General features: G+C 71.2%; 18 protein-coding genes and 1 riboswitch. Of the genes, 17 read left to right on the top strand and 1 reads right to left on the bottom strand.

The genetic code is table 11. The features are described 5' to 3' along the window. Positions 1-422: 422 nt before the first annotated feature. The 8 genes from ileS to ACFWX1_RS37880 all read left to right on the top strand — a co-directional run bounded on the left by ileS (position 423) and on the right by ACFWX1_RS37880 (position 11,891). The gene (ileS, locus tag ACFWX1_RS37915; protein ID WP_378394654.1) at positions 423-3,602 is read left to right on the top strand and encodes an isoleucine--tRNA ligase; all 3,180 of its coding nucleotides are present in this window, start codon (positions 423-425) and stop codon (positions 3,600-3,602) included. 81 nt (positions 3,603-3,683) lie between these two features. Beyond that, positions 3,684-4,004, top strand: a complete 321-nt coding sequence (locus tag ACFWX1_RS37910; RefSeq protein ID WP_378394653.1) for a hypothetical protein — start codon at positions 3,684-3,686, stop codon at positions 4,002-4,004. Further along, the gene (locus ACFWX1_RS37905; protein ID WP_378394652.1) at positions 3,997-5,436 is read left to right on the top strand and encodes an ATP-binding protein; all 1,440 of its coding nucleotides are present in this window, start codon (positions 3,997-3,999) and stop codon (positions 5,434-5,436) included. The genes ACFWX1_RS37910 and ACFWX1_RS37905 overlap by 8 nt, the downstream gene beginning before the upstream one ends. Then, entirely contained in the window at positions 5,436-6,095 is a 660-nt protein-coding gene (locus ACFWX1_RS37900; protein ID WP_378394669.1) for a response regulator transcription factor, read from the top strand. The genes ACFWX1_RS37905 and ACFWX1_RS37900 overlap by 1 nt, the downstream gene beginning before the upstream one ends. Positions 6,096-6,152: 57 nt before the next feature. Beyond that, positions 6,153-7,418 (top strand): pentapeptide repeat-containing protein, encoded by a 1,266-nt coding sequence (locus ACFWX1_RS37895; RefSeq protein WP_378394651.1) that lies wholly within the window; start codon positions 6,153-6,155, stop codon positions 7,416-7,418. Positions 7,419-7,512: 94 nt separating this feature from the next. After that, the gene (locus tag ACFWX1_RS37890) at positions 7,513-8,937 is read left to right on the top strand and encodes an SLC13 family permease (RefSeq protein ID WP_378394650.1); all 1,425 of its coding nucleotides are present in this window, start codon (positions 7,513-7,515) and stop codon (positions 8,935-8,937) included. A gap of 32 nt (positions 8,938-8,969) precedes the next feature. After that, a complete protein-coding gene (locus ACFWX1_RS37885) occupies positions 8,970-10,142 on the top strand; it encodes a glycerate kinase (RefSeq protein ID WP_378394649.1) in 1,173 nt (390 codons plus the stop codon). A 60-nt stretch (positions 10,143-10,202) separates the two neighbouring features. Continuing rightward, a complete protein-coding gene (locus tag ACFWX1_RS37880) occupies positions 10,203-11,891 on the top strand; it encodes a penicillin-binding transpeptidase domain-containing protein (RefSeq protein WP_378394648.1) in 1,689 nt (562 codons plus the stop codon). A gap of 236 nt (positions 11,892-12,127) precedes the next feature. Here ACFWX1_RS37880 and ACFWX1_RS37875 read toward each other — a convergent pair whose 3' ends face one another. Beyond that, entirely contained in the window at positions 12,128-12,619 is a 492-nt protein-coding gene (locus tag ACFWX1_RS37875) for a winged helix-turn-helix transcriptional regulator (protein ID WP_378394647.1), read from the bottom strand. A gap of 94 nt (positions 12,620-12,713) precedes the next feature. Between ACFWX1_RS37875 and ACFWX1_RS37870 the strand changes: the two genes are divergently transcribed. The 9 genes from ACFWX1_RS37870 to ACFWX1_RS37830 all read left to right on the top strand — a co-directional run bounded on the left by ACFWX1_RS37870 (position 12,714) and on the right by ACFWX1_RS37830 (position 20,644). Then, positions 12,714-13,223 (top strand): hypothetical protein, encoded by a 510-nt coding sequence (locus tag ACFWX1_RS37870; protein WP_378394646.1) that lies wholly within the window; start codon positions 12,714-12,716, stop codon positions 13,221-13,223. A 78-nt stretch (positions 13,224-13,301) separates the two neighbouring features. Further along, positions 13,302-13,997, top strand: coding sequence for an ArsR/SmtB family transcription factor (locus tag ACFWX1_RS37865; protein ID WP_378394645.1), 696 nt, complete (start codon positions 13,302-13,304; stop codon positions 13,995-13,997). A 107-nt stretch (positions 13,998-14,104) separates the two neighbouring features. Continuing rightward, on the top strand, positions 14,105-15,583 hold the full coding sequence (locus ACFWX1_RS37860; RefSeq protein ID WP_378394644.1) for a potassium/proton antiporter: 1,479 nt from the start codon (positions 14,105-14,107) through the stop codon (positions 15,581-15,583). Positions 15,584-15,727: 144 nt separating this feature from the next. Further along, positions 15,728-16,417 carry a M23 family metallopeptidase gene (locus ACFWX1_RS37855; protein ID WP_378394643.1) on the top strand — a complete coding sequence of 230 codons (690 nt, stop codon included), beginning with the start codon at positions 15,728-15,730 and terminating at the stop codon, positions 16,415-16,417. A gap of 94 nt (positions 16,418-16,511) precedes the next feature. Continuing rightward, positions 16,512-16,626, top strand: a riboswitch (SAM riboswitch). 39 nt (positions 16,627-16,665) lie between these two features. Beyond that, complete coding sequence (locus ACFWX1_RS37850; RefSeq protein WP_378394642.1) at positions 16,666-18,027, top strand: aminotransferase class V-fold PLP-dependent enzyme; 1,362 nt, start codon at positions 16,666-16,668, stop codon at positions 18,025-18,027. Between the two features lie 106 nt (positions 18,028-18,133). Continuing rightward, positions 18,134-18,769, top strand: coding sequence for a hypothetical protein (locus ACFWX1_RS37845; protein WP_378394640.1), 636 nt, complete (start codon positions 18,134-18,136; stop codon positions 18,767-18,769). 147 nt (positions 18,770-18,916) lie between these two features. Next, complete coding sequence (gene lspA, locus ACFWX1_RS37840; protein ID WP_378394668.1) at positions 18,917-19,459, top strand: signal peptidase II; 543 nt, start codon at positions 18,917-18,919, stop codon at positions 19,457-19,459. Further along, positions 19,456-20,382 carry an RluA family pseudouridine synthase gene (locus ACFWX1_RS37835; RefSeq protein WP_378394639.1) on the top strand — a complete coding sequence of 309 codons (927 nt, stop codon included), beginning with the start codon at positions 19,456-19,458 and terminating at the stop codon, positions 20,380-20,382. Before lspA ends, ACFWX1_RS37835 begins: the two co-directional genes overlap by 4 nt. Positions 20,383-20,482: 100 nt before the next feature. Beyond that, entirely contained in the window at positions 20,483-20,644 is a 162-nt protein-coding gene (locus tag ACFWX1_RS37830) for a hypothetical protein (RefSeq protein WP_378394638.1), read from the top strand. Positions 20,645-21,165 lie beyond the last annotated feature (521 nt).

The raw sequence follows: 21,165 nt of genomic DNA, 5'->3' as shown, positions 1-21,165 counted from the left end.
GGAGTGCCACCTTTCCCCCTATCTGGGTTGTAGGGGGGTCCCCGGGGCCGAGCGGGGGGTGGGGGGGGGTTTCCCAATTTGGTGGGGGGGGTAATTCGCCCCCCCCGCTCGTCCCCGGCGGGCGGCCGCGCCGCCGGGTCGGCGCAAAGGCGGTTGCGTCCCCGGGTTAACCTGGACAGAGCAGGGTGTCGATCCGGCCATCACCGGGGAGCCTCCGGAAGAACAGGGCGCCGCGCGCGCTCCCAGTAGAACCGGACGGGTGCGGCCCGTGACAGCCGTCGAACGAGTGGCCCGGGAGCGGTGTGCCGGGCAAGCGGGGTGGTACCGCGGAACGCGCCGGAACCGGTGGCGTCTCGTCCCCGTGTGGGTGGCCGGTCAGCGCCGGTCGTCCGTACGCGAGCGACGACCCCGAGGAGCATCCGATGTACCCCCAGGCCCAGCTGGACGGTGAGCAAGGCGTCCCGTCCCAGCCGTCCTTCCCGGCGCTGGAGAAGCAGGTCCTCGCCTACTGGGAGACCGACCGGACGTTCCAGGCCTCGATCGATGCCCGCGAGGCCGGGGAGAACGGCAACAACGAGTACGTCTTCTACGACGGCCCGCCCTTCGCCAACGGCCTGCCGCACTACGGTCACCTGCTCACCGGGTACGTCAAGGACCTCGTCCCGCGCTACCAGACGATGAAGGGCAAGCGGGTCGACCGCCGCTTCGGCTGGGACACCCACGGCCTGCCCGCCGAACTCGAGGCGATGCGCCAGCTCGGGATCACGGAGAAGTCCGAGATCGAGGAGATGGGGATCGCGAAGTTCAACGAGGCTTCGCGGGCCTCCGTGCTGCGCTACACCGACGAGTGGCGGGACTACGTGACCCGGCAGGCGCGCTGGGTCGACTTCGACAACGACTACAAGACGCTCGACCTGTCCTACATGGAGTCGGTCCTCTGGGCCTTCAAGCAGTTGTGGGACAAGGGGCTCGTCTACCAGGGCTACCGCGTCCTGCCGTACTGCTGGCGCGACGAGACGCCGCTGTCCAACCACGAGCTGCGGATGGACGACGACGTCTACGCCAGCCGCCAGGACCCGGCCGTCACGGTCGGCTTCCGCCTGGCGGGCAACGACAACGACCGTGCCGAACTTGACGGCACGTACCTGCTGATCTGGACGACGACGCCGTGGACGCTGCCGTCGAACCTCGCGACCGCGGTGCACCCGGAGGTCCGGTACGTCGTCGTCGAGAGCGAGAACTTCCCGGGCAAGCGTTTCCTGCTCGCCGAGGCCCGCGTCGCCGCGTACGCCCGTGAGCTCGGCGAGGAGCCGACGGTGGTCGCGCACTACACCGGCGCCGACCTGCTCGGAACCCGCTACGCGCCGCCGTTCCCGTACTTCACCGGGCACGAGAACGCGCACCGCGTCCTCTCGGCTGACTACGTCACCACCGAGGACGGCACCGGCGTCGTGCACATCGCGCCCGCCTACGGTGAAGAGGACAAGGTCGTCACCGACGCCGCCGGGATCACCCCGGTCACGCCGGTCGACGCGCGGGGCAAGTTCGACGCCACCGTGCCGGACTATCAGGGCCAGCAGGTGTTCGACGCGAACGCGAACATCGTGCGGGACCTCAAGAACGGCACCGGATCGGCGGCTGAGCAGGGCGCGCTGCTGCTGCGGCACGAGACCTACGAGCACCCGTACCCGCACTGCTGGCGCTGCCGCAACCCGCTGATCTACCGCGCGGTGTCGTCGTGGTTCGTCGCGGTCACCGAGTTCAAGGACCGGATGGTCGAGCTGAACCAGCAGATCACCTGGTACCCGGAGAACGTCAAGGACGGCCAGTTCGGCAAGTGGCTGGAGAACGCGCGCGACTGGTCGATCTCCCGCAACCGGTACTGGGGCTCGCCGATCCCGGTGTGGCAGTCGGACGACCCGGCCTATCCGCGCACCGACGTCTACGGCTCGCTCGACGAGCTGGAGCGCGATTTCGGGGTGCGGCTGGACAATCTGCACCGGCCCTACATCGACGAGCTGACCCGGCCCAACCCGGACGACCCGACCGGGCGCTCGACCATGCGCCGGATCGAGGACGTGTTCGACGTCTGGTTCGACTCGGGTTCGATGCCGTACGCCCAGGTGCATTACCCGTTCGAGAACGCCGAATGGTTCGAGCACCACTACCCGAGCGACTTCATCGTCGAGTACATCGGCCAGACCCGCGGCTGGTTCTACCTGCTGCACGTGCTGGCCACCGCGCTGTTCGACCGGCCGGCGTTCCGGACGTGCGTCTCGCACGGCATCGTGCTCGGCTCGGACGGGCAGAAGATGTCGAAGTCGCTGCGGAACTACCCGGACGTCAACGAGGTCTTCGAGCGCGACGGCTCGGACGCCATGCGCTGGTACCTCATGGCGAGCCCGATCCTGCGCGGCGGCAACCTGGTCGTCACCGACAAGGGCATCCGCGACGCGGTGCGCCAGGCCGTGCTGCCGCTGTGGAACTCGTACTACTTCCTCGCGCTCTACGCGAACGCCGAGGGCGTGGACGGGCAGTGGCGGACGGATTCGGGGCACATCCTCGACCGGTACGTGCTCGCGAAGACCCACGAGCTGGTGACCGACGTCGAGCACGCGATGGACACCTACGACGTCGCGGGCGCGTGTTCGACCGTGCGTGACTTCCTCGAGGTGCTCACGAACTGGTACGTGCGGCGTTCGCGCGACCGGTTCTGGGCGGGGGAGCGCGACGCGATCGACACCCTGCACACCGTGCTGGAGGTGACCTCGCGCGTAGTGGCGCCGTTGCTGCCGCTGACGTCGGAGGTCGTGTGGCGCGGGCTGACCGGCGGCCGCTCGGTGCACCTGACCGACTGGCCGAACGCGCTCGACCTGCCCGCCGACGCGGCGCTCGTGACGGCGATGGACCGCGTGCGTCAGGTCGCGTCGTCGGCGCTGTCGCTGCGCAAGGCGAACAAGCTGCGCGTGCGGCTCCCGCTGGCGAAGCTGACCGTGGCGGCCGAAGACGTCGAGGCGCTGCGGCCGTTCGCCGACATCCTGCGGGACGAGGTGAACGTCAAGGAGGTCGAGCTGACCACCGACGTCGCCGCGCACGGCGCGTTCGAGGTCGCGGTCAACGCGCGGGCGGCCGGTCCCCGGCTGGGCAAGGATGTCCAGGCGGTGATCAAGGCCGTCAAGGCGGGTGACTGGAGCACCACGCCGGAAGGCGCCGTGGTGGCCGCCGGGATCGAACTCGTCGAAGGCGAGTACGAGCGGCGGCTGGTGGCCAAGGGCGGGGGCGCGGCGGCGGAGCTGCCCGGCGGCTCCGGGCTGGTGCTGCTCGATACCGAGGTCACCCCGGATCTGGCCGACGAAGGCGTCGCGCGCGACCTGATCCGGGTCGTGCAGCAGGCTCGCCGTGACGCGGGCCTCGACGTCGCCGACCGGATCACCCTGGTCGTCGACGCGCCGGAGGAGGTCGTGGCGGCGGCACGGAAGCACGAGGAGTTCGTGGCTTCGGAAACCCTCGCCGTGAGCGTGTCCTACGGCCCGGTGACCGACGGGTCCACCGGTGCGGTGGGCGACGGCGTGAAGGTCACTGTCGCGGTGGCGAAAGCGTAGTTCCCCGGCGAAGGTCGGATGATGAAGAAGTCCTCATCTTCGTCTCATCCGGCCTTCGCCGCGGTTGACGAAGGTCGAGGCATGAGCCGAGTACCTCGTATTGCGGCCTTTGTGGCTGTCTTCGCCCTGCCTGTCGGCGCGGGTGTCGCCGCGCTCGCGGCGTCCGCACCCGACCCGCCGCGGGTGCCGTCCGTGGTGCGCATCGGCGAGTCCCCGGCTCCCGCGCCGTCGGCGCCCGTCACCCAGCTGCCGGGGCAGTTGCCGCCTCCGCCGCCGGTGGACGACGATGACGACGGTCCCGATCACCACGATCACGACCACGAACACCACGACCACGAGCACCACGACGACGGCCCCTTCGACGACGGGCCGCTGGACGACATCTGGCCTTTCGATGACTGAACGTGCCGCGCGGGGCAGCCGGATCCCGGCCAGGGTGCGGATCATGGGCTGGTTCGTCCTGCTGATGACCGCCGGGCTCGCCACCGTCGTGCTGCTGGTGTCGGTGTCGGAGTTCGCGGCCGTCGACAACCGGATCAACCGGGCGCTGGAACAGGACGTGAGCGAGTTCCGCACCTTCGCGGCGATCGGGACCGATCAGGGCGGCCGGGCGATCGGGGACCCGTGGGTGCTGTTCGACCGGCACCTGCGCACGCAGTACATCCACGAGGCCGAGGTGCTGCTCGGCGTCGTCGACACCGGGACGCAGCTGGACGCGCTCAAGCAGGTCGACCAGTCGGTGAAGCACGTCCGGATCGACCAGCCGTTGCTGCGTCAGGTGGTCGACACTCCGGGCGGCACCGGCACGATCGCCACCGCGGGCGGGGATCTGCGGTTCCTGCGGGTGGACGTGGTGGCACCGGGTTCGCCGGGCGGGCGCGCGTGGTTCGTCGCCGGGTACTTCACCGGCCGGCTGCGCGGGGACGCGGCGGGCACGGTCCGGACGCTGCTGTGGGTCAGCCTGGTCGCGCTGGTGCTCGCGGCCGGGGTCTCGTGGCTGGTGGCGGGGCGGATCCTGGCGCCGGTGCGGACCGTGCGCCAGGCCGCGGCGGATCTCACCGAGGACGACCTCACGCACCGCATCCCGGTACACGGCCGGGACGACATCGCCGCGCTGGCCGAGCAGTTCAACGCGATGCTGGACCGGCTGGAGCGCGCGTTCAGCACCCGGCGGCAGTTCCTCGACGACGCCGGGCACGAGTTGCGCACGCCGATCACGATCATCCGCGGGCATCTCGAGGTGATGGGCGACGATCCGGCCGAACGCGCCGAGGTCGTCCGGCTGTGCACCGACGAGCTCGACCGGATGGCCAGGATCGTCGACGACCTGCTGCTGCTCGCGAAGGCCGAGCAGCCGGATTTCCTGCGCCCGGAACGGGTTTCGGTGCCGGAGCTGACCAGCGACATCGACGCGAAGGCCCGCGCGATCGCCGATCGGCGGTGGACGCTGGAATCGGTCGGTGAGGGCGACGCGGTGCTCGACCCGCAGCGGGTGACGCAGGCGGTGCTGCAACTGGCGCAGAACGCGGTGCAGCAGACGGCGGCGGGGGCGCTCATCCGCGTCGGTTCGTCGATCGAGGGCGATACGGTGTCGTTCTGGGTTGCCGACAGCGGCCCAGGGGTACCCGGCGAGCACGCCGAGCGGATCTTCGAACGGTTCGTCCGCGGGGACGGCGGCGAGCGGAACGGGGCCGGTCTCGGGCTGGCCATCGTGAAGGCCATCGCCGAGGCCCACCACGGACGCGCGTGGTTCCGCTCGGACCAGGGCGCGGGCGCGACATTCGGCGTCGCGCTGCCGGTGGGAGCCGTCGCGGACCAGTCGGAGGTGACATGATGGGGCGGATCCTGATCGCGGAGGACGAGCAGCGTATCGCTTCCTTCGTCGAAAAGGGGTTACGTGCCAACGGTTTCACGACCACCGTCGTGGGAGACGGGGACGCCGCCCTCGCCACCGCGATCGTCGGCGGTTTCGACCTGGTGATCCTCGATCTCGGGCTGCCGCTGCGGGACGGGTTCGCCGTGCTGCAGGCGATGCGCGCGGCGAAGATCGAGACACCGGTGATCATTCTGACGGCGCGGGATTCGGTGCGCGACACCGTCGCCGGGCTGGAAGGCGGCGCGGACGACTACATGACCAAGCCGTTCCGGTTCGAGGAACTGCTCGCCAGGGTCCGGCTGCGGCTGAGATCGGGGGAGGCGAAGCCGGAGGCCGGCGTCCTGCGGCACGGGACGCTGTCGCTGGACCTGCGGACGCGCCGCGCGTCGCTGCCGGAGTCCACTGTGGACCTGACGGCGCGGGAGTTCGCGTTGCTGGAGCTGTTCCTGCGGCATCCGGGCCAGGTGCTGGCGCGGGAGCAGATCCTCTCGCACGTGTGGGGATACGACTTCGACCCGGGGTCCAATGTGGTCGACGTCTACGTCCGTACGCTGCGCCGCAAACTCGGCCAGTCCCGGATCGAGACCGTGCGCGGCATGGGCTACCGCCTGGTCTGACCACCCGCTCGCCGATTCGGGCTGTCGCCGGGCCGTCGTGAACGCGATCATCGAGGGGTGACAGACGTTCCTGATCGGCCCCGCCCGGCGGAACGCACGGGGCGGGCGCCGTTGCCGCGGTGGACGGTGCCGGTGGCCGCGGTGGTGGTGCTGCTGACCGCCACCGTGGTGCTGATCGTGCTGTGGCGGTGGATCGACGACCTGGCGCTGGCCGATCCGGAGAAGCGGGCGGCCGCGCACCTGGACGCGGTGAAGGTCGCGGCGTCGATCGCGGTGGGCGGGGGCGGGGTGTTCGCGCTGTATCTGGCGGCGCGGCGGCAGCGGACCCAGGAGTTCGAACTGGCGGCCCGGTATGCCGAACTCGCCCAGCGCGACCGCGTCCAGGCCCACACCGAGCACGTGGCGGAGACCAACCGGCTGCACGCCGAACGGGTCGCCGGCGACGCCCGGCTCGACGCCGAGGCCCGCCGGATCACCGAGTTGTACCTGAAGGCCAGTGAGCAGCTCGGGTCGGACAAGGCGCCGGTGCGCCTGGCCGGGCTTTACGCGCTGGAACGCCTCGCGCAGGACAACGAGGGGCAGCGGCGGACCGTCGTCAACGTCATGTGCGCCTACCTGCGGATGCCCTATCCCCAGCCCGGTGACCCGCCCGCCGACGACGCCGACGAGCCGGCGCGGGCTCGCTACAGCGACCGTCTGCAGGAACGCGAGGTCCGGCTCACCACTCTGGGCATTCTCGAAAGCCACCTTCGTCCCGGCGACGATCCCGCCCGGCCGGTCGATACTTTCTGGCCCGACACCGATCTCGACCTCACCGGCGCCGTGCTCATCGACCTCAACCTGAGCCACTGCCGGGTCGGCACCGTCCGGTTCAGCGGGGCGACCTTGACCGGGGAGACCTGGTGCCGCGAGGCGACATTCCTCGGGGATGCCTGGTTCGATGGGGCGACGTTCACCGGGATCGCCCGGTTCGGCGGGGCTACGTTCTCCGGCCACGCCTGGTTCGACAAGGCGGCGTTCACCGGGGCAACCTGGTTCGGCGGGGTGACGTTCACCGGGGACGCCTGGTTCGGCGGGGCGACGTTCACCGGAGGCGCCTTGTTCAGCGGCGCCGCGTTCACCGGGAGCGCCTCGTTCGGCGAAGCTACGTTCGCCAACGGGACCTGGTTCGGAGAGGCGATGATCGCCCATCCGGTGTCGGAACTGTCGGTCTGGCCGCCGGGGTGGCGTCCCGCCGAGGACCACGGCGTTGTCGAGGGCAGGGAAGGCACTTGGCATCGCGTTATCCAGTCGGGCACCGAGCCTGACGACCCCGTCGCGTGACCTGTCCGGCGAGGACCGCGTTCGTCCGATGAGATGAAGAGCCTCTCATCCGGTCTTCACGTATGGCTCAGCCGCTGCCGCGACGCTGGGGAGCATGGACAACCCCACTGCCGTGCTGGCGCCAGGGCCGGGCACCGGCCGCCGGGTCCCGGTGTGGCCGTTCGCCGCGGGTTCCCTCCTGGTGACCGCGATCATCCTGATACCGCAGGGAATCGGGCTCGCTCCGCACGGCCGGATCGCGCTCGCGGTGTTCGCGGTCGCGGTGATCGCCTGGATCTCCGGCAGGCTCGACGACACGTTCGTCGGGCTCGCCTCCGCGACGGTTCTCGCGGTCACCGGGGTGGTCAAGACGTCCACCGTGTTCGACGCGCTCGGTGGTGCGACGATCTGGCTGCTCATAGCGGCGTTCGTCCTCGCCGCCGGGCTCGGCGCGACCGGTCTGCCCGCGAAGGCCGCTTTGGCGCTGGCCGCGAAGGCACGCACCCCGCGGCAGCTCGCCCACCTGGTCACGTTGGCCCTGATCGGCACGGCGCTCGCGGTCCCGGCCACGTCCGGACGTGCCGCGCTGGCGTTGCCGGTGTTCGTGGCGCTGGCGAAAGCCCTTGCCGGGCAACGGAAACTCGTCCGCGCGCTGGCGTTGCTGTTTCCGGCGGTCATCCTGCTTTCGGCGTCGGCGACGTTGATCGGCGCGGGCGCGCACGTGATCACGAGCGAGGTGCTCGCGGCCGCGACCGGGCAGGGGATCGGCTACGGTCGCTGGCTGCTGCTCGGCCTGCCGTTCGCGGTGGTGAGTTCCCACCTCGCCGCCGAGGTCGTGCTGCTGACGACCACCACCCGCGAAGACCGCAGGATCCGCTTGTCGATCCCGCATGAGAAAACCCGTCTCACCGCGGAACAGCGACGGGCGCTGGCCGTCCTCGCGTTGGTGATCTCCTTGTGGTGCACGGAATCCTGGCACGGCCTCTCGCCCGCGCTCGTCGCGCTGCTCGGCGCGTTGCTGATCACCTCGCCGCGCCTCGGCACGATCGGCATGGGCCCGGCGCTCGGTTCCGTTCCCTGGCCGCTGCTGATGTTCATGGCCACCACGGCCGTGCTCGGTACCGCGCTGGCGACGTCGGGCGCCGCGCGGTGGCTGGCGGGTCTCGTGTTCGGCCAGGGCGGATCGCCGATGGGGCTGCTGACGGCGGTCGTCGTGCTCAGCGCCGCCGCGCATCTGGTGCTGCAGTCGCGCTCGGCCCGGTCGTCGGTGCTCGTGCCGCTGGTGATCCCGCTGGCCGCCGCGTCGGGACTGAATCCCGTGGCGGTCGCGTTCGCCTCGACCGTCGCCGCCGGGTTCTGCCACACCCTGCCCTCGTCGGCGAAACCGGTCGCCCTTTTCGCCGCCGTACCGGACGTCCCCGGCTACGGCAGGGCGGATCTCGTGCGGCTTTCGGCCGTGCTCGGCCCGCTCGTCGTCCTGCTCGTTCTCGGTTTCGCCGTCTGTGTATGGCCGCTGCTCGGTCTCCCGCTCTCCCGTTAGGACAGTCGTTTGCGGACTGAAAGGACCACGTCATGAGCACGTTCACCCCCACCCGTTTCCTGGTCGCCCCGAGCGGCTTCAAGGAATCCCTGTCCGCGGAGGCCGTCGCCGACGCCATCGCCGCCGGGATCCGCCGGGTCGTTCCCGGTGCGCTGGTCGACCTCGTCCCGCTGGCCGACGGCGGCGAGGGGGCGGCACGCACCCTGGCGGCCGCGACGGGTGGTGAACTCGTGCCGAGGGTCGTCAGCGGTCCGGTGGGTGATCCGGTCGCCGCGCATTTCGCGATCCTCGGTGGGGACGGGCCGCGGACCGCCGCCGTCGAGATGGCCGCGGCCGCGGGGCTGCGCCTGGTGCCGCCGGGCCTGCGGGATCCGGGCCGGACGACGACCCACGGCGTCGGCGAGCTGATCGCCGCCGCGCTGGACGCCGGATGTCGCCGGATTCTGGTTTGCTGCGGGGATTCCGGGACCTGTGACGGCGGTGCGGGCGCCCTCCACGCGCTGGGGGCGAGGTTCGCCGGCGCGGCGGGCGACCCGGTGCGGCCGGACGGGACGACGCTGGCGGACGTCGTCCAGCTCGATCTGTCCGGATTGGACGAAAGACTGTCCGATGTGGATATTTTGGTCGCTTGCAACCCGCACAACGTCCTCACCGGAAGGCGAGGAGTGGCAAGGGTTTTCGGTCCGCAGAAGGGGGCGTCGCCGGAGGAGGTGGAGACGCTGGCCGCGGCCATGGAGCACTGGGCGAAGCTGCTGGAACATCAGCGCGGCGCCGATCTGCGCACGGTCGCGGGTGGCGGCGCGTCGGGCGGTCTCGGTGCCGGGCTGGCCGGCGCGCTCGGGGCCCGGCTCGTGCCGCGCTTCGACGTCCTGCTCGGCCACACCGGCCTGGACGCCGCGCTCGACGGCGCGGACCTGGTGATCACCGCCGAAGGCGCCATCGACGCCCAGTCGTCGCTCGGCAAGGTCCCCGGCGAGGTGGCTCGCCGGGCGAAGCGGCGCGGCAAGCCGGTCGTCGCGCTCGCCGGCACGATCGGCGCGGGGGCGCGGGACACCTACGACACCGGGATCGACGCGTTCGCCGGGATCCTGCCCGCGCCGCTGCCACTGGCCGAGGCCATCGCGCGGGCGGCGGAGCTGGTGACCGACGCCACCGAGCGGGCGCTGCGGCTCGTGCTGGTTGGAGCCACGCTGGCGCGCGGCTGATCACGAAAAGGATTCGGGTAGGTCGCTTTCCCACCGGGCACCGTGACCTGTTGGTCAACCATGGGCAAGCTGGGCGATCGTGCGCGGGGGTCGCGCGAAAAAGGGGAGGGGTGGAAAGTGGGTCCTGCCAGAAGACGCGGGGTGCTGATCGGCGGCGCGGTAGGGGTGGTCGCCATCGTCACGGCCGGGGTAGTGGTCTTGACCAGTGGGAACGAGGCGCCGGCGAGCGACGCGGCACCCTCGGGGACGGCGGGCCCGGTGGCGGTCGACCCGACGGCGGTGGTGACGGAGTACCTGCAGGACCTCGCCGAGGCCAATCCGGACGCCGCGGGCGCGCTGACCGACGATCCGGCGGCGGCCGCGGTCGCCTTGCGGGACGCGCGCAACGCGCTGATGCCTGCCAAGACCACGGCGACGTTGAGCAGGCTCGATCCGACCCCGGCGGGGGCGGCGAAGACCGGCGGCACGTTCGCCATGACGTGGACACTGCGGCCGGGGAAGACCTGGACCTACGACGTCCCGTTCGAGCTGACGAAGGCCGCGCAGGGCTGGCGGCTGCACTGGGTCCCCGCGTTGCTGCATCCGAAGCTGGAGCAGGGGCAGCGGCTGGTCGCCGCGACCGGTCCCGCGGACCGGCCCGCGGTGGTCGACCGGGACGGCAAGCCGCTGGTGATGGCGGGGCAGGCGGGGAACAAGCCCGCCGAGGGCAATCCGGCGCCGCTGCTGCAAAGCGCCTTCGCGGCGCAGGCCACGACGGCGAAGGCGGACGGGTTCGCCGTCCAGCGGGCCGACGCGTCGGGCAAGAACCTCGAAACGCTGTACGGCCAGGACGAGGGCAGCGACGGCAAACCGCTCACCGCGTCGCTGAGCGTCGCGACGCAGAACGCCGCACAGTCCGCTGTGGACGGTTACCAGGGCAAGGCGATCATGGTCGTGCTCCAGCCGTCCACCGGTGATCTGCTCGCGGTGGCGCAGAACGCGGCGGCGGGTACCGAGCCGAAGGCGTTCAGCGGGTTGTACGCGCCGGGCTCGATCTTCAAGATCGTGACGGCCACCGCCGCGCTCGAACAGGGCCTCGCGACCGCCGACACGGCGTTGCCGTGCCCCGGCAGTGACCAGATCGGGACCCGGACGATCCCCAACGAGAACCGCTTCGACAAGGGCACGATCCCGTTGCACCAGGCGTTCGCGTTCTCGTGCAACACGACGTTCGGCAGGCTGGCCTCGCGGTTGCCCGCGGACGGGCTGGTCAAGGCCGCCGACCAGTACGGGCTCAACGCCGACTTCGACATCCCCGGCCTGCAGACCGAGGCCGGGAAGGTGGTGTCTGCCACCGGGAACGACCGGCTGGTCGAGGACGGCATCGGGCAGGGGGACGTGCAGGTCAGCCCGTTCGGCGCGGCGCTGATGGCCGCGACGGCCGCGTCGGGCAAGGCCGTGACGCCGAAGCTGTGGCACGGGCTGGACACCACGGTCGCCAAGCCGTACTCGCCGCCGTCCGCCGGGGTGCTGGGCGCGGTGCGGTCGATGATGCGGGAGGTCGTCACCACCGGTACCGGGAAGGCGGCGGCAGGGGCGGGGCAGGTCCACGGCAAGACCGGTACCGCGGAGTTCGGCGCCGACGGCCAGGCCAACGGCTGGTTCGTCGGCTACCGCGGCGACGTCGCCTTCGCCGTCCTGCTGGAAGGCGCGAACGACTCGAACCCGGCTGTCTCCCTCGCCGCGAAGTTCCTCAACGCCATCCACTAGCGCCCACCCGGGAGCCTGGCCCCGGAATGCCGTCAAGGCCACCTTACGGGCGTCAGACGCCCACAAGGTGGCCTTGACAGCACGTCGCGATAGGGGGCGGCGGTGGTTTCCGGCCGCCCGCTTCTGTCGGTCCCGCCGCCTAGGATGTACGGCAAGGGGGCCTCGAAGTGTCCTGAACGACGCGTTCGGGACGTTGAGTGTCTCGTCCGCGTCGTTCGCGACACCGGACGGCGGATTCAGGCCGAATCCACGAAGCGGGCGGCGGGGCCCGGGGTGCGGTGGATCGCGGACGGCGGTAGCTGGGTGTGCCCCGCCGCGCATTCCAGCACGATGCGGACCGGTTCCTCGCAGGCGTGGTCGTCGTCGGTGCGGTGGCGGACCACCACCGAGGGACCTTCCGGGCCGGCAAGGTACTTGTCGCCCCATTCCAGCAAGGCCACCAGGGTCGGCCGCAGGTCGAGGCCACGCTCGGTGAGCCGGTACTCGTAGCGCTGCCGGGCCCCCGGCTCCTGGTACGGGATGCGGTGCAGCACACCGGCTTCGACCAGGTTGTCGAGCCGGGTGGCGAGCAGGTTGCTGGCGATGCCCAGGCGGTCGCGGAAGTCGCTGAACCGGCTCGCGCCGTCGAGGGCCTCCCGGACGATCAGCAGTGACCAGCGCTCTCCGACGACCGACAGTGCGCGTGCCACCGAACAGTTGACGGGGTCGATGCGCCGGGCCGGGTCCATGGCCGCCACCTTACCCCCTGAGTTGACAATCTCCACTCAGCGGGCCTAGCGTTCGCCCGGCTGAGTTTAAAAAATAAACCAAGGAGCGGCCGACATGCCGATGCTGGACGTCTACATTCCCGAGGGAACCTTCGCGGCCGACCGGGAAACGGCGCTGCTGAACCGGATCACGGAGATCCTCATCCGGCACGAAGGGTTCGATCCCGCCGATCCGGTCACGCGCTCGGTCTCCTGGGTGTTCCTGCATCGCCCGGCCGCCGTCTACGTCGGTGGCGCGCCCGCGGACGCGCCGCGCTACAAGGTGGTCCCGTCCGTCCCGGAGGGACAGCTGGACGCCGGCAAGCGGGCGGGTGTCGTGCGCGAGGTCACCGAGGCGATCCTCGATGCCGAGGACGGCGCGTGGCCACGCGACCCCGGCCGGATCTGGGTGTTCCCCACGGAAATCCCCGAGGGGCACTGGGGTGGCTCCGGCGAGATCAGGCCCTTGAAGCGCATCCTCGGCCGGCTCACCGGCGACGATGCCGAGCGGGCGGCCGAACTCGCCGCCGAGCGCATCCTCGCCAGCCGCGCCGAACGTGCCCAGCTTCCGGACCGCTCTCGCTGATCCGGTCCCCGAGCCGTCCGGCGGCAGCGCGCGGATCGTTCGGCCGCGCCCGAACGATCCGCCTTCTACGGTGGGGACATGGAGACCATCGCACTGGCCGAGGTGGCCGCGGTGCTCGCCGACCCGAGCAGGGCGACGATGTGCCTGGCGTTGCTGGACGGCCGCGCGTGGACCGTCGGCGAGCTGGCCGCGGCCGCGCGGATCGCGGTGTCGACGGCGAGTGAGCATGTCACCCGGCTGGAGGAAACCGGGTTCGTCGCGCGGGTGAAACAGGGGAGGCACGCCTACGTCCGCATCGCCGACCCGCGGGTGGCGGAGCTGATCGAACATCTCGCGCAGCACGCCGATCGCCGCCCGATCACCGGCCTGCGCTCCTCGGTGCGCGTCCGCAAGCTCGGGTTCGCCCGCACCTGCTACGACCACCTGGCCGGGAAGCTCGGCGTCGCGCTGCGCAACGGGATGATCGCGCGCGGGCTGGTCGACACCGGATCGGGGCTCACCCTCACCGCTCACGGGCACGACGTGCTGGCGGAGCTGGGGGTGGATCTCCCCAGTGGCAGGCGGCGGCCGCTGCTGCGTGACTGTCTGGATTGGACGGAGCGCCGCGAACACCTCGGCGGCGGCGCGCCCGCCGCGCTGCTGGAACGGGCACTGGCGGCGGGCTGGGTCGAACGTGGTCACCAGGCACGCGCGATGCGGGTGCTGCCCGCCGCGGCCGAACCGTTCGCGACGCTCGGTGTCGACCTCGACACGCTGGAAGAGCCGGTATTTTGATGTTTCTTTAACACATCGGGTGAGTGCCACTCGGTGTCGGTACACGATCGTGTGAGCACCCCGCCTCCTTATCCTGAGAGCCCACGGCGACCGGGAAGGGAGGCGACATGGATCAGCTTCCCGTGCTGCTCGGCGTCGGCGGGATCGTGCTGCTCGCCTCCGTGGTGGCGGTGCGCCTGTCCGTCCGGCTCGGACTGCCCTCGCTCCTGCTGTACTTGGGGATCGGTGTCCTGCTGGGCGAAGCCGGGTTCGGCATCCGCTTCGAGAATCCCGAGCTGACGCAGTCGCTCGGCATCGCCGCGCTGGTGCTGATCCTCACCGAGGGCGGGCTCACCACGCGGTGGCAGGCGGTGAAACCCGCGCTGGGGCCCGGAATCGCACTGTCCACTTTGGCCGTCGTGGCGAGCGTGGCGGTCACCGGCAGCGCGGTGCACTGGCTGCTCGGCCTCGACTGGCGGCTCGCGCTGTTGTGGGGCGCGGTGCTCGCCTCCACCGACGCGGCCGCCGTGTTCTCCGTGCTGCGCAACGCCGGGGTCGGCAAACGGCTGGTCGGCATGCTGGAGCTGGAATCCGGCCTCAACGACGCGCCCGCCTACATCGCCGTCGTCGTGCTGGCCACCGGGTCCACAGTGGACTGGACGCTGCCGCTGCTGGTGATCTACGAGCTGGGCGCCGGGCTGGTGATCGGCCTGCTGCTCGGCTGGCTCGGGGCGCTGGCGCTGCGCAGGGCGGCGCTGCCCGCCACCGGCCTGTATCCGCTCGCCACGGTGTCGGTGTGCGTCCTGGCGTTCTCCAGCGGGCAGCTCGCGCACGCCTCCGGCCTGCTCGCGACGTACGTCGCCGGGCTGGTGCTGGGCAATTCCCGGCTGCCGCACCGATCCGACACGCTGTCCTTCGCCGAAGGCCTCGGCTGGCTCGCCCAGATCGGGCTGTTCGTGCTGCTCGGCCTGTTCGCCTCGCCGAGCAGGCTGCTGGAAACGCTGGTGCCGGGGCTCGTGGCGGGCGCTGTCGTCCTGCTGCTCGCGCGCCCGCTTTCGGTCCTGCTGTCGATGCTCCCGTTCCGCGTGCCGTGGTGGGAACAGGTGTTCCTGTCGTGGGCCGGCCTGCGCGGCGCGGTGCCGATCGTGCTCGCGATGATCCCGCTTTCCCAGGGCGTGCCGGGCGCGCAACGGCTGGTGGACGCGGTGTTCGTGCTGGTCATCGTGCTGACCCTGGTGCAGGGCGCGACGCTGAGCCCGCTCGCGCGGGTGCTCGGGCTGGCCCGGCACACCGAACCGCACGAGGTCGAGGTCGACTCCGCGCCGCTCGACGAAATGGGCGCCGAGCTGCTGCAGGTCCGTATCCAGGCCGGATCGCGGCTGCACGGCGTGTACCTCTCGGAGCTGCGGCTGCCGGCCGGCGCGACGGTCAGCCTCGTGGTGCGCGACGGCGCCGGGTTCACGCCCGAGAAGACCAGCCGCCTCCAGGAGCACGACCAGCTACTGGTGGTGACCACCGAACGGGCCAGGAGTGCCACGGAGCGCCGGTTGCGGGCCGTGGACCGGGCAGGCCGCCTGGCCCGCTGGAAGGGCGAATCCGGCCGCTAGCTCACAAAACCGGCCTCGATGGTTGGTAGTTTTCCGTAGATCTTTCCACCGTGTGTTCCCCTGACGCACCCTTTCGGGCTAATGTGCGCTCGCATCGTCTACCTCGAATGGGTGAGCTTCTCGGGCTAAGGAGTACACACGGTGATGCTGAAACTGAGTGCGCGCTGGGCCGGCTTCGCCGCCGCGACGACCGCCGGAGCGTTGCTCCTGGCCCCCGCGGCCTCCGCCGCGGACACGTTTCCCGCCTTCGCCCTGCCGTTCGCGGCGGGCCAGCTCGTGTATTCGGCCGGGATCCACTCCGACGACGGTGGCAGCGGCGTGAAGAACGCCATCGACTTCAGCCCGGCCGACAAGACCGTCCGTGCCCCGCTGGCCGGGACCGTGCATCTGCAGCACTGCGCTGGGGGTGACTGGGTGACCATCGACCACGACGGCGGCTGGCGCACCGGGTACTACCACATGGAGAACATCCAGGTCGCCGACGGACAGCGGGTCGCGCCCGGCGCCGTCCTCGGTTCCACCGGCAACGCCCTGCCCTGCGGCGGCAGCACCACCGGTGCCCATGTCCACTTCACGCTCTGGACGCTGCCCGCCACGACGGCGTCCGGGAATCCCGGCGACGCAAGGGATTGGCGCGCTCGCGGGAACTGGAGCGGGCTGTCCTACGCCGAGGTCTCCGGCGAACTGGCCGCCGCGCTCGGCGAGCCGATCGACGGCAAGGAGCTGGGCGGATGGCGGTTCGCGGCGGGCGCCGAGCAGTACGAGGGGACGGCGACGCACCTGACCGACCAGTCGGTCGTCCGGCTGCCGGGCCGCTTCCGGGTGACGGCGTAGACCGCAATGACCGCAATTCCGGAGAGTGACGGCCGTCTCAGTCACCCGGATGGGACTGGATCGGCGCACGCGGTGTCGGCTATCTTCGTCGTCAGGTCATGAGTGCCAGCGCTAAGCCCCGGCTTGCTGGCCGGCAACCCTCCAACCGCGGTGGGGTGCCCCGGGTGAGGACCGGGCCTGTCGCGAGGTGCGGCGGGCAAGCGCGGGCCCCTCGCCGGGGGTCCCCCGGACCGCCGAGGAGGCACCCGATGACACTCGCCGTCGATCGTCAGAACACCACCGAAACCACCGTTACCGTTGCGCCGCAAGGAATCCCGGCGGTCGCGGGTGCCGGGCTGAGCGTTCCGCTCGTCACCGGCGGCGAGATCGGCTACGCGAACCTCGACCACGCCGCGAGCGCGCCCTGTCTGGACGCCGTGCGCCGCGCGGTGGACGAGTTCCTGCCCTGGTACGCGAGCGTGCACCGCGGCGCCGGGTTCGCCTCGCAGGTCTCGACGCGGCTTTACGAGCGCACGCGCGACATCCTGCGCCGGTTCGCCGACGCGCGTTCGACCGACACCGTGGTGTTCACCCGCAACACCACCGATTCCTTCAACCTGCTCGCCCGCAGCCTGCCCAAGCACACCTCGGTGGTCGTCTTCGACACCGAGCACCACGCCGCGCTGCTGCCGTGGCGGGGCCCGAACGTCCGCCGGATTCCGACGCCACGCACCCGGCTCGCCGCAGTGTCCGCTGTGGACGAAGCGCTCGCGGAATGCCCGCAGGGGCCCCGATTGGTGGTCGTCACCGGAGCGTCCAATGTGACCGGTGAGCTGCTGCCCGTCGCGGAGATCGCGGCGGTGGCCCGCCGCCACGGCGCCCGGATCGCGCTCGACGCCGCCCAGCTGGCCCCGCATCGCCGGATTTCCTTGCGGGAACTGGATGTCGACTACGTCGCGCTGTCCGGCCACAAGCTGTATGCGCCGTTCGGTGCCGGTGCGCTCATCGGCCGCGCGGACTGGCTCCGTGCCGCCCAGCCGTATCTCGCCGGTGGCGGCGCGACCAAGCTCGTCACGGGCGAGGCCGACGACCTCGGCGTCGTCTGGAACGCCGGACCGGAACGGCACGAGGCCGGTTCGCCCAACACCGTCGGCGTGTACGCCCTCGGCGTCGCGTGCGAACAGCTCGCCGCCCACTGGGACGCCGTCGGCGCGCACGAAGAGGTCCTGCTGGCCCGGCTGCGCAAGGGGCTCGCCGCGATCCCGGGCTGCGCCGAACTGCGGCTATTCGACGCGCCGGTGGACCGCGTCGGCACGGTGAGCTTCGTGGTCGACGGCTTCGAGCCCGGCTGGCTGGCCGCGGTGCTTTCGGCCGAGTACGGCATCGGCGTCCGCGACGGCGCCTTCTGCGCGCACGTCGCGACCAAGCGGCTCATCGGCGTCGCCGGGGGAGCGGGTCAGCAGGCGGTGCGGGTCAGCCTCGGTCTCGGCAGCACCACCGAACACGTCGACCGGCTCGTGCTCGCGCTGCGCCAGATCGTCGCGCGTGGTGCCCGCTGGGAGTACGCGAAGCAGGACGGCCGCTGGGCGCCGGTCGGCGATCCGCGCGAACTGCCCCCGTTCTGCGCCTGAGCTGAAGGGGACTTTCCTCTCGTGACGTGAGCTGAAGGGGACTTTCGTCGCATCCCATGCACGGAAAGTCCCCTTCAGCTCACGGGTGATCCGCTATCGTGGCGCGATGGCGAACGCGCGGCCACGGTACTGGTTTCCCTTGGCGCTGCTGGGATTCGCGCAGCTGCTCCTGGTCGCGGCGGCACTGCTGAGCGCGAGCTCGCGGTTCGGCGTCAGCATGTCTTCGCGGAGAAACCCGGTGAGCGGCGGACTCTTCGGGATCGGCGCCGAGACGTCGACAGGGTGGTTCGCCTATGTGGACTCGCCGCCGTCCTACGCGTTCGCGAGTGTCGGGGCGGGCTGGCTGTGGGTGCTGGTGGCGGCCGTCCTCGGCGTCGCGGCCTGGTACTTCGTCCTGGCCCGGCGCGCGGGCAGCCCGCCGCGCACCGGCCGGTTCGTGCTGCTCACGCTCGGCGCGCTCGTCGCCGTACCGCTGCTCGACCTCGTCGGGTTCTGGCAGTTCCGCCTGGACGCCGACGTGCGGGGCCCGATGATCGCGACCCTCGGCCTCGTCCTGCTCGCCTGGTTCGAGCGCAGCGTGCTCGTGCTGGTGGTGACGGCGGTGTTCGTGCTGGCCGCCGTGGTGTTCCTGCCGGGCATCGCCGGGGCCCTGGTCTCGGCCGTGGCGCTGCTGGCCGGGGCGTTCGCGGCGCTCGCCGGGCCGCGGCGGGGACGTCCGGAGCCTGCCGCCGACACGGACTGAACGCGTGCCGTGGACAATGGACCGGTGAGCACCGAGTCCTCCCCGTCCGAACCCGAGACGACCCCGGCAGCGGACCTCCCGCCGGATCCGGCCGTGACCAGCGAATCCGCGGTTTCCGAGCCGGACGAGACGGGCCCGTCGAAGGCGTTGCCGAGGCGCACGGTGGCCATCGTGTTCGCCGTCGCGGTGGTGATCTGGGTGATCGACCTGGTCACCAAGAACCTCGCCGCGGCGAACCTGGAGGGCAAGGAGCCGGTCCGGGTCCTCGGCGGGCTCGTCTACCTGCAGCTGGTGCGCAACCCCGGCGCGGCGTTCTCCATGGCCACCGGCATGACGTGGGTGCTCGCGCTGGTCGCGGCGGCGGTCGTCGTCGCGATCGTGTGGCTGTCCCGGCGGCTGCGCTCGGTGGGCTGGGCGATCGGGCTCGGCCTGGTGCTCGCCGGGGCACTGGGCAACCTGACCGACCGGATCTTCCGCGCGCCCGGCCCGTTGCAGGGCCACGTCGTCGACTTCATCTCCGCCTTCGCCCCGAACGGCCAGGGCTGGGCCATCTTCAACATCGCCGACTCCTCGATCTGCGTCGGCGGCGTGCTGATCGTGCTGTTGTCGTTGCTGGGCAAGGATTACGACGGGACGTCGACGAAGGACAAGAAGAAGGCCGCCGCCGAAAGCGCCGGGGAACAGGCGTGAGCGCGCGGATGCTGCCCGTCCCGGACGGGCTCGACGGCATGCGTGTCGACGCCGGGCTCGCGAAACTGCTGGGGCTGTCCCGCACGGTCGTCGCGGAACTCGCCGAGTCGGGCGATGTGCTGCTGGACGGGCGTCCTGCCGGGAAGTCGGACCGCCTCACCGCGGGCGGGCTCCTGGAAGTGACACTGCCCGATCCGGAACGGCCGATCGAGGTCGTCGCCGAACCGGTCGAGGGCATGCGGATCCTGCACGACGACGAGGACATCGTCGTCGTCGCGAAGCCCGTCGGCGTCGCCGCGCACCCGAGCCCCGGCTGGGCGGGCCCGACCGTGGTCGGCGGCCTGGCGGCGGCGGGCCTGCGGATTTCGACGTCGGGCGCCGCCGAGCGCCAGGGTGTCGTGCACCGGCTCGACGCGGGGACCAGCGGCGTGATGGTGGTGGCGAAGAGCGAACACGCCTATACTGTGCTGAAGCGGGCGTTCAAGGAACGGACCGTCGACAAGGGCTACCACGCCGTCGTCCAGGGCCATCCGGATCCCACGCGCGGCACCATCGACGCCCCGATCGACCGGCATCCGCGCCACGACTACAAGTTCGCCGTCGTCACGGGTGGCCGTCCGAGCGTCACGCACTACGAGGTCACCGAGGCTTTCCGGGCCGCGTCGTTCGCGCAGATCAAGCTGGAGACGGGCCGGACCCACCAGATCCGGGTGCACTTCTCCGCGCTGCGGCACCCGTGCGTCGGCGACCTGACCTACGGCGCCGATCCGGTGCTCGCGCGGAAACTGGGCCTCTCGCGTCAGTGGCTGCACGCCAGGACGCTCGCCTTCGCGCACCCCGCGGACGGCCGGTGGGTCGAGTTCGAGGCCGAGTACCCGGACGACCTGTCGAGCGCGCTCAAGATCCTCCGCGACGAAACCTGACTTTGTTGCAGTAGCTGAAACAACTCCCGCGTTCGGGCGGATTGTGCCGACGCGCGCGGAAACCGGTTCATCACCACTTTTCGTGAGTGATGATGACCGCATGGCGATGGCCGATTCGGATCCGGCAGTCCGTGCGCGGGAACTGGGCGCGGCGATGCGGGAACTACGTGAAGAAGCCGGTTTCACCGTGCGTGCCGCCGGCGACCGCGTCGATCTCCAGCGAACTGTGCCGAGCTGGCGTTCCCCGGCCCGGACGTACTGATCTGCGACTCGAAGGCCCCCGAAGGCGGCACCCTCCCCTCTCCGCCACCGCCCTGCGCGCCCTGGTCCGCAGCCTCTGACACCCGGAAGCGTCCCGCCGCCACGTCCCGAACGCTCCGTTCGAGACGCCGAACGCCTCGTTCGCGGCACGCGCCTAACGAGGCCGGCGCACCCCCCCCGTCCCTGTGTCCAAAGTCCGTGGGGGCCTCCTCGAGGGACCCAGAGTCCCTCAAGGAGGCCCCCACGGACCACGCCTCATCCCGACGAGGGCTACCTGGGTGAAACACCCCCGGAAGCGCCCCGGCGTCGGCTCCCGAACACTCCATCGGAGACGGCAGCCCCCGGCGCCCCACGGCTCGCGCCGAAGCGACAGTCCCACGCTGGGTATGTCCTTTGTGGACTCCATTGCCGTGAAGGACTCCTTACCGGCGCTCAGTGCCGGTAAGGAGTACTTCAAAGCAACGGGGACGCCTCGCGACCGGCACCAAGCGGGGCCGCAGCCGCGGAAAATTACCCAAAGCG

This window comes from Amycolatopsis sp. NPDC059021 (genome assembly GCF_042739895.1).
Classification (GTDB): domain Bacteria; phylum Actinomycetota; class Actinomycetes; order Mycobacteriales; family Pseudonocardiaceae; genus Amycolatopsis.
The sequence above is the reverse complement of the archived record's forward strand: the minus strand, read 5'-3'. Positions and strand labels throughout refer to the sequence as shown.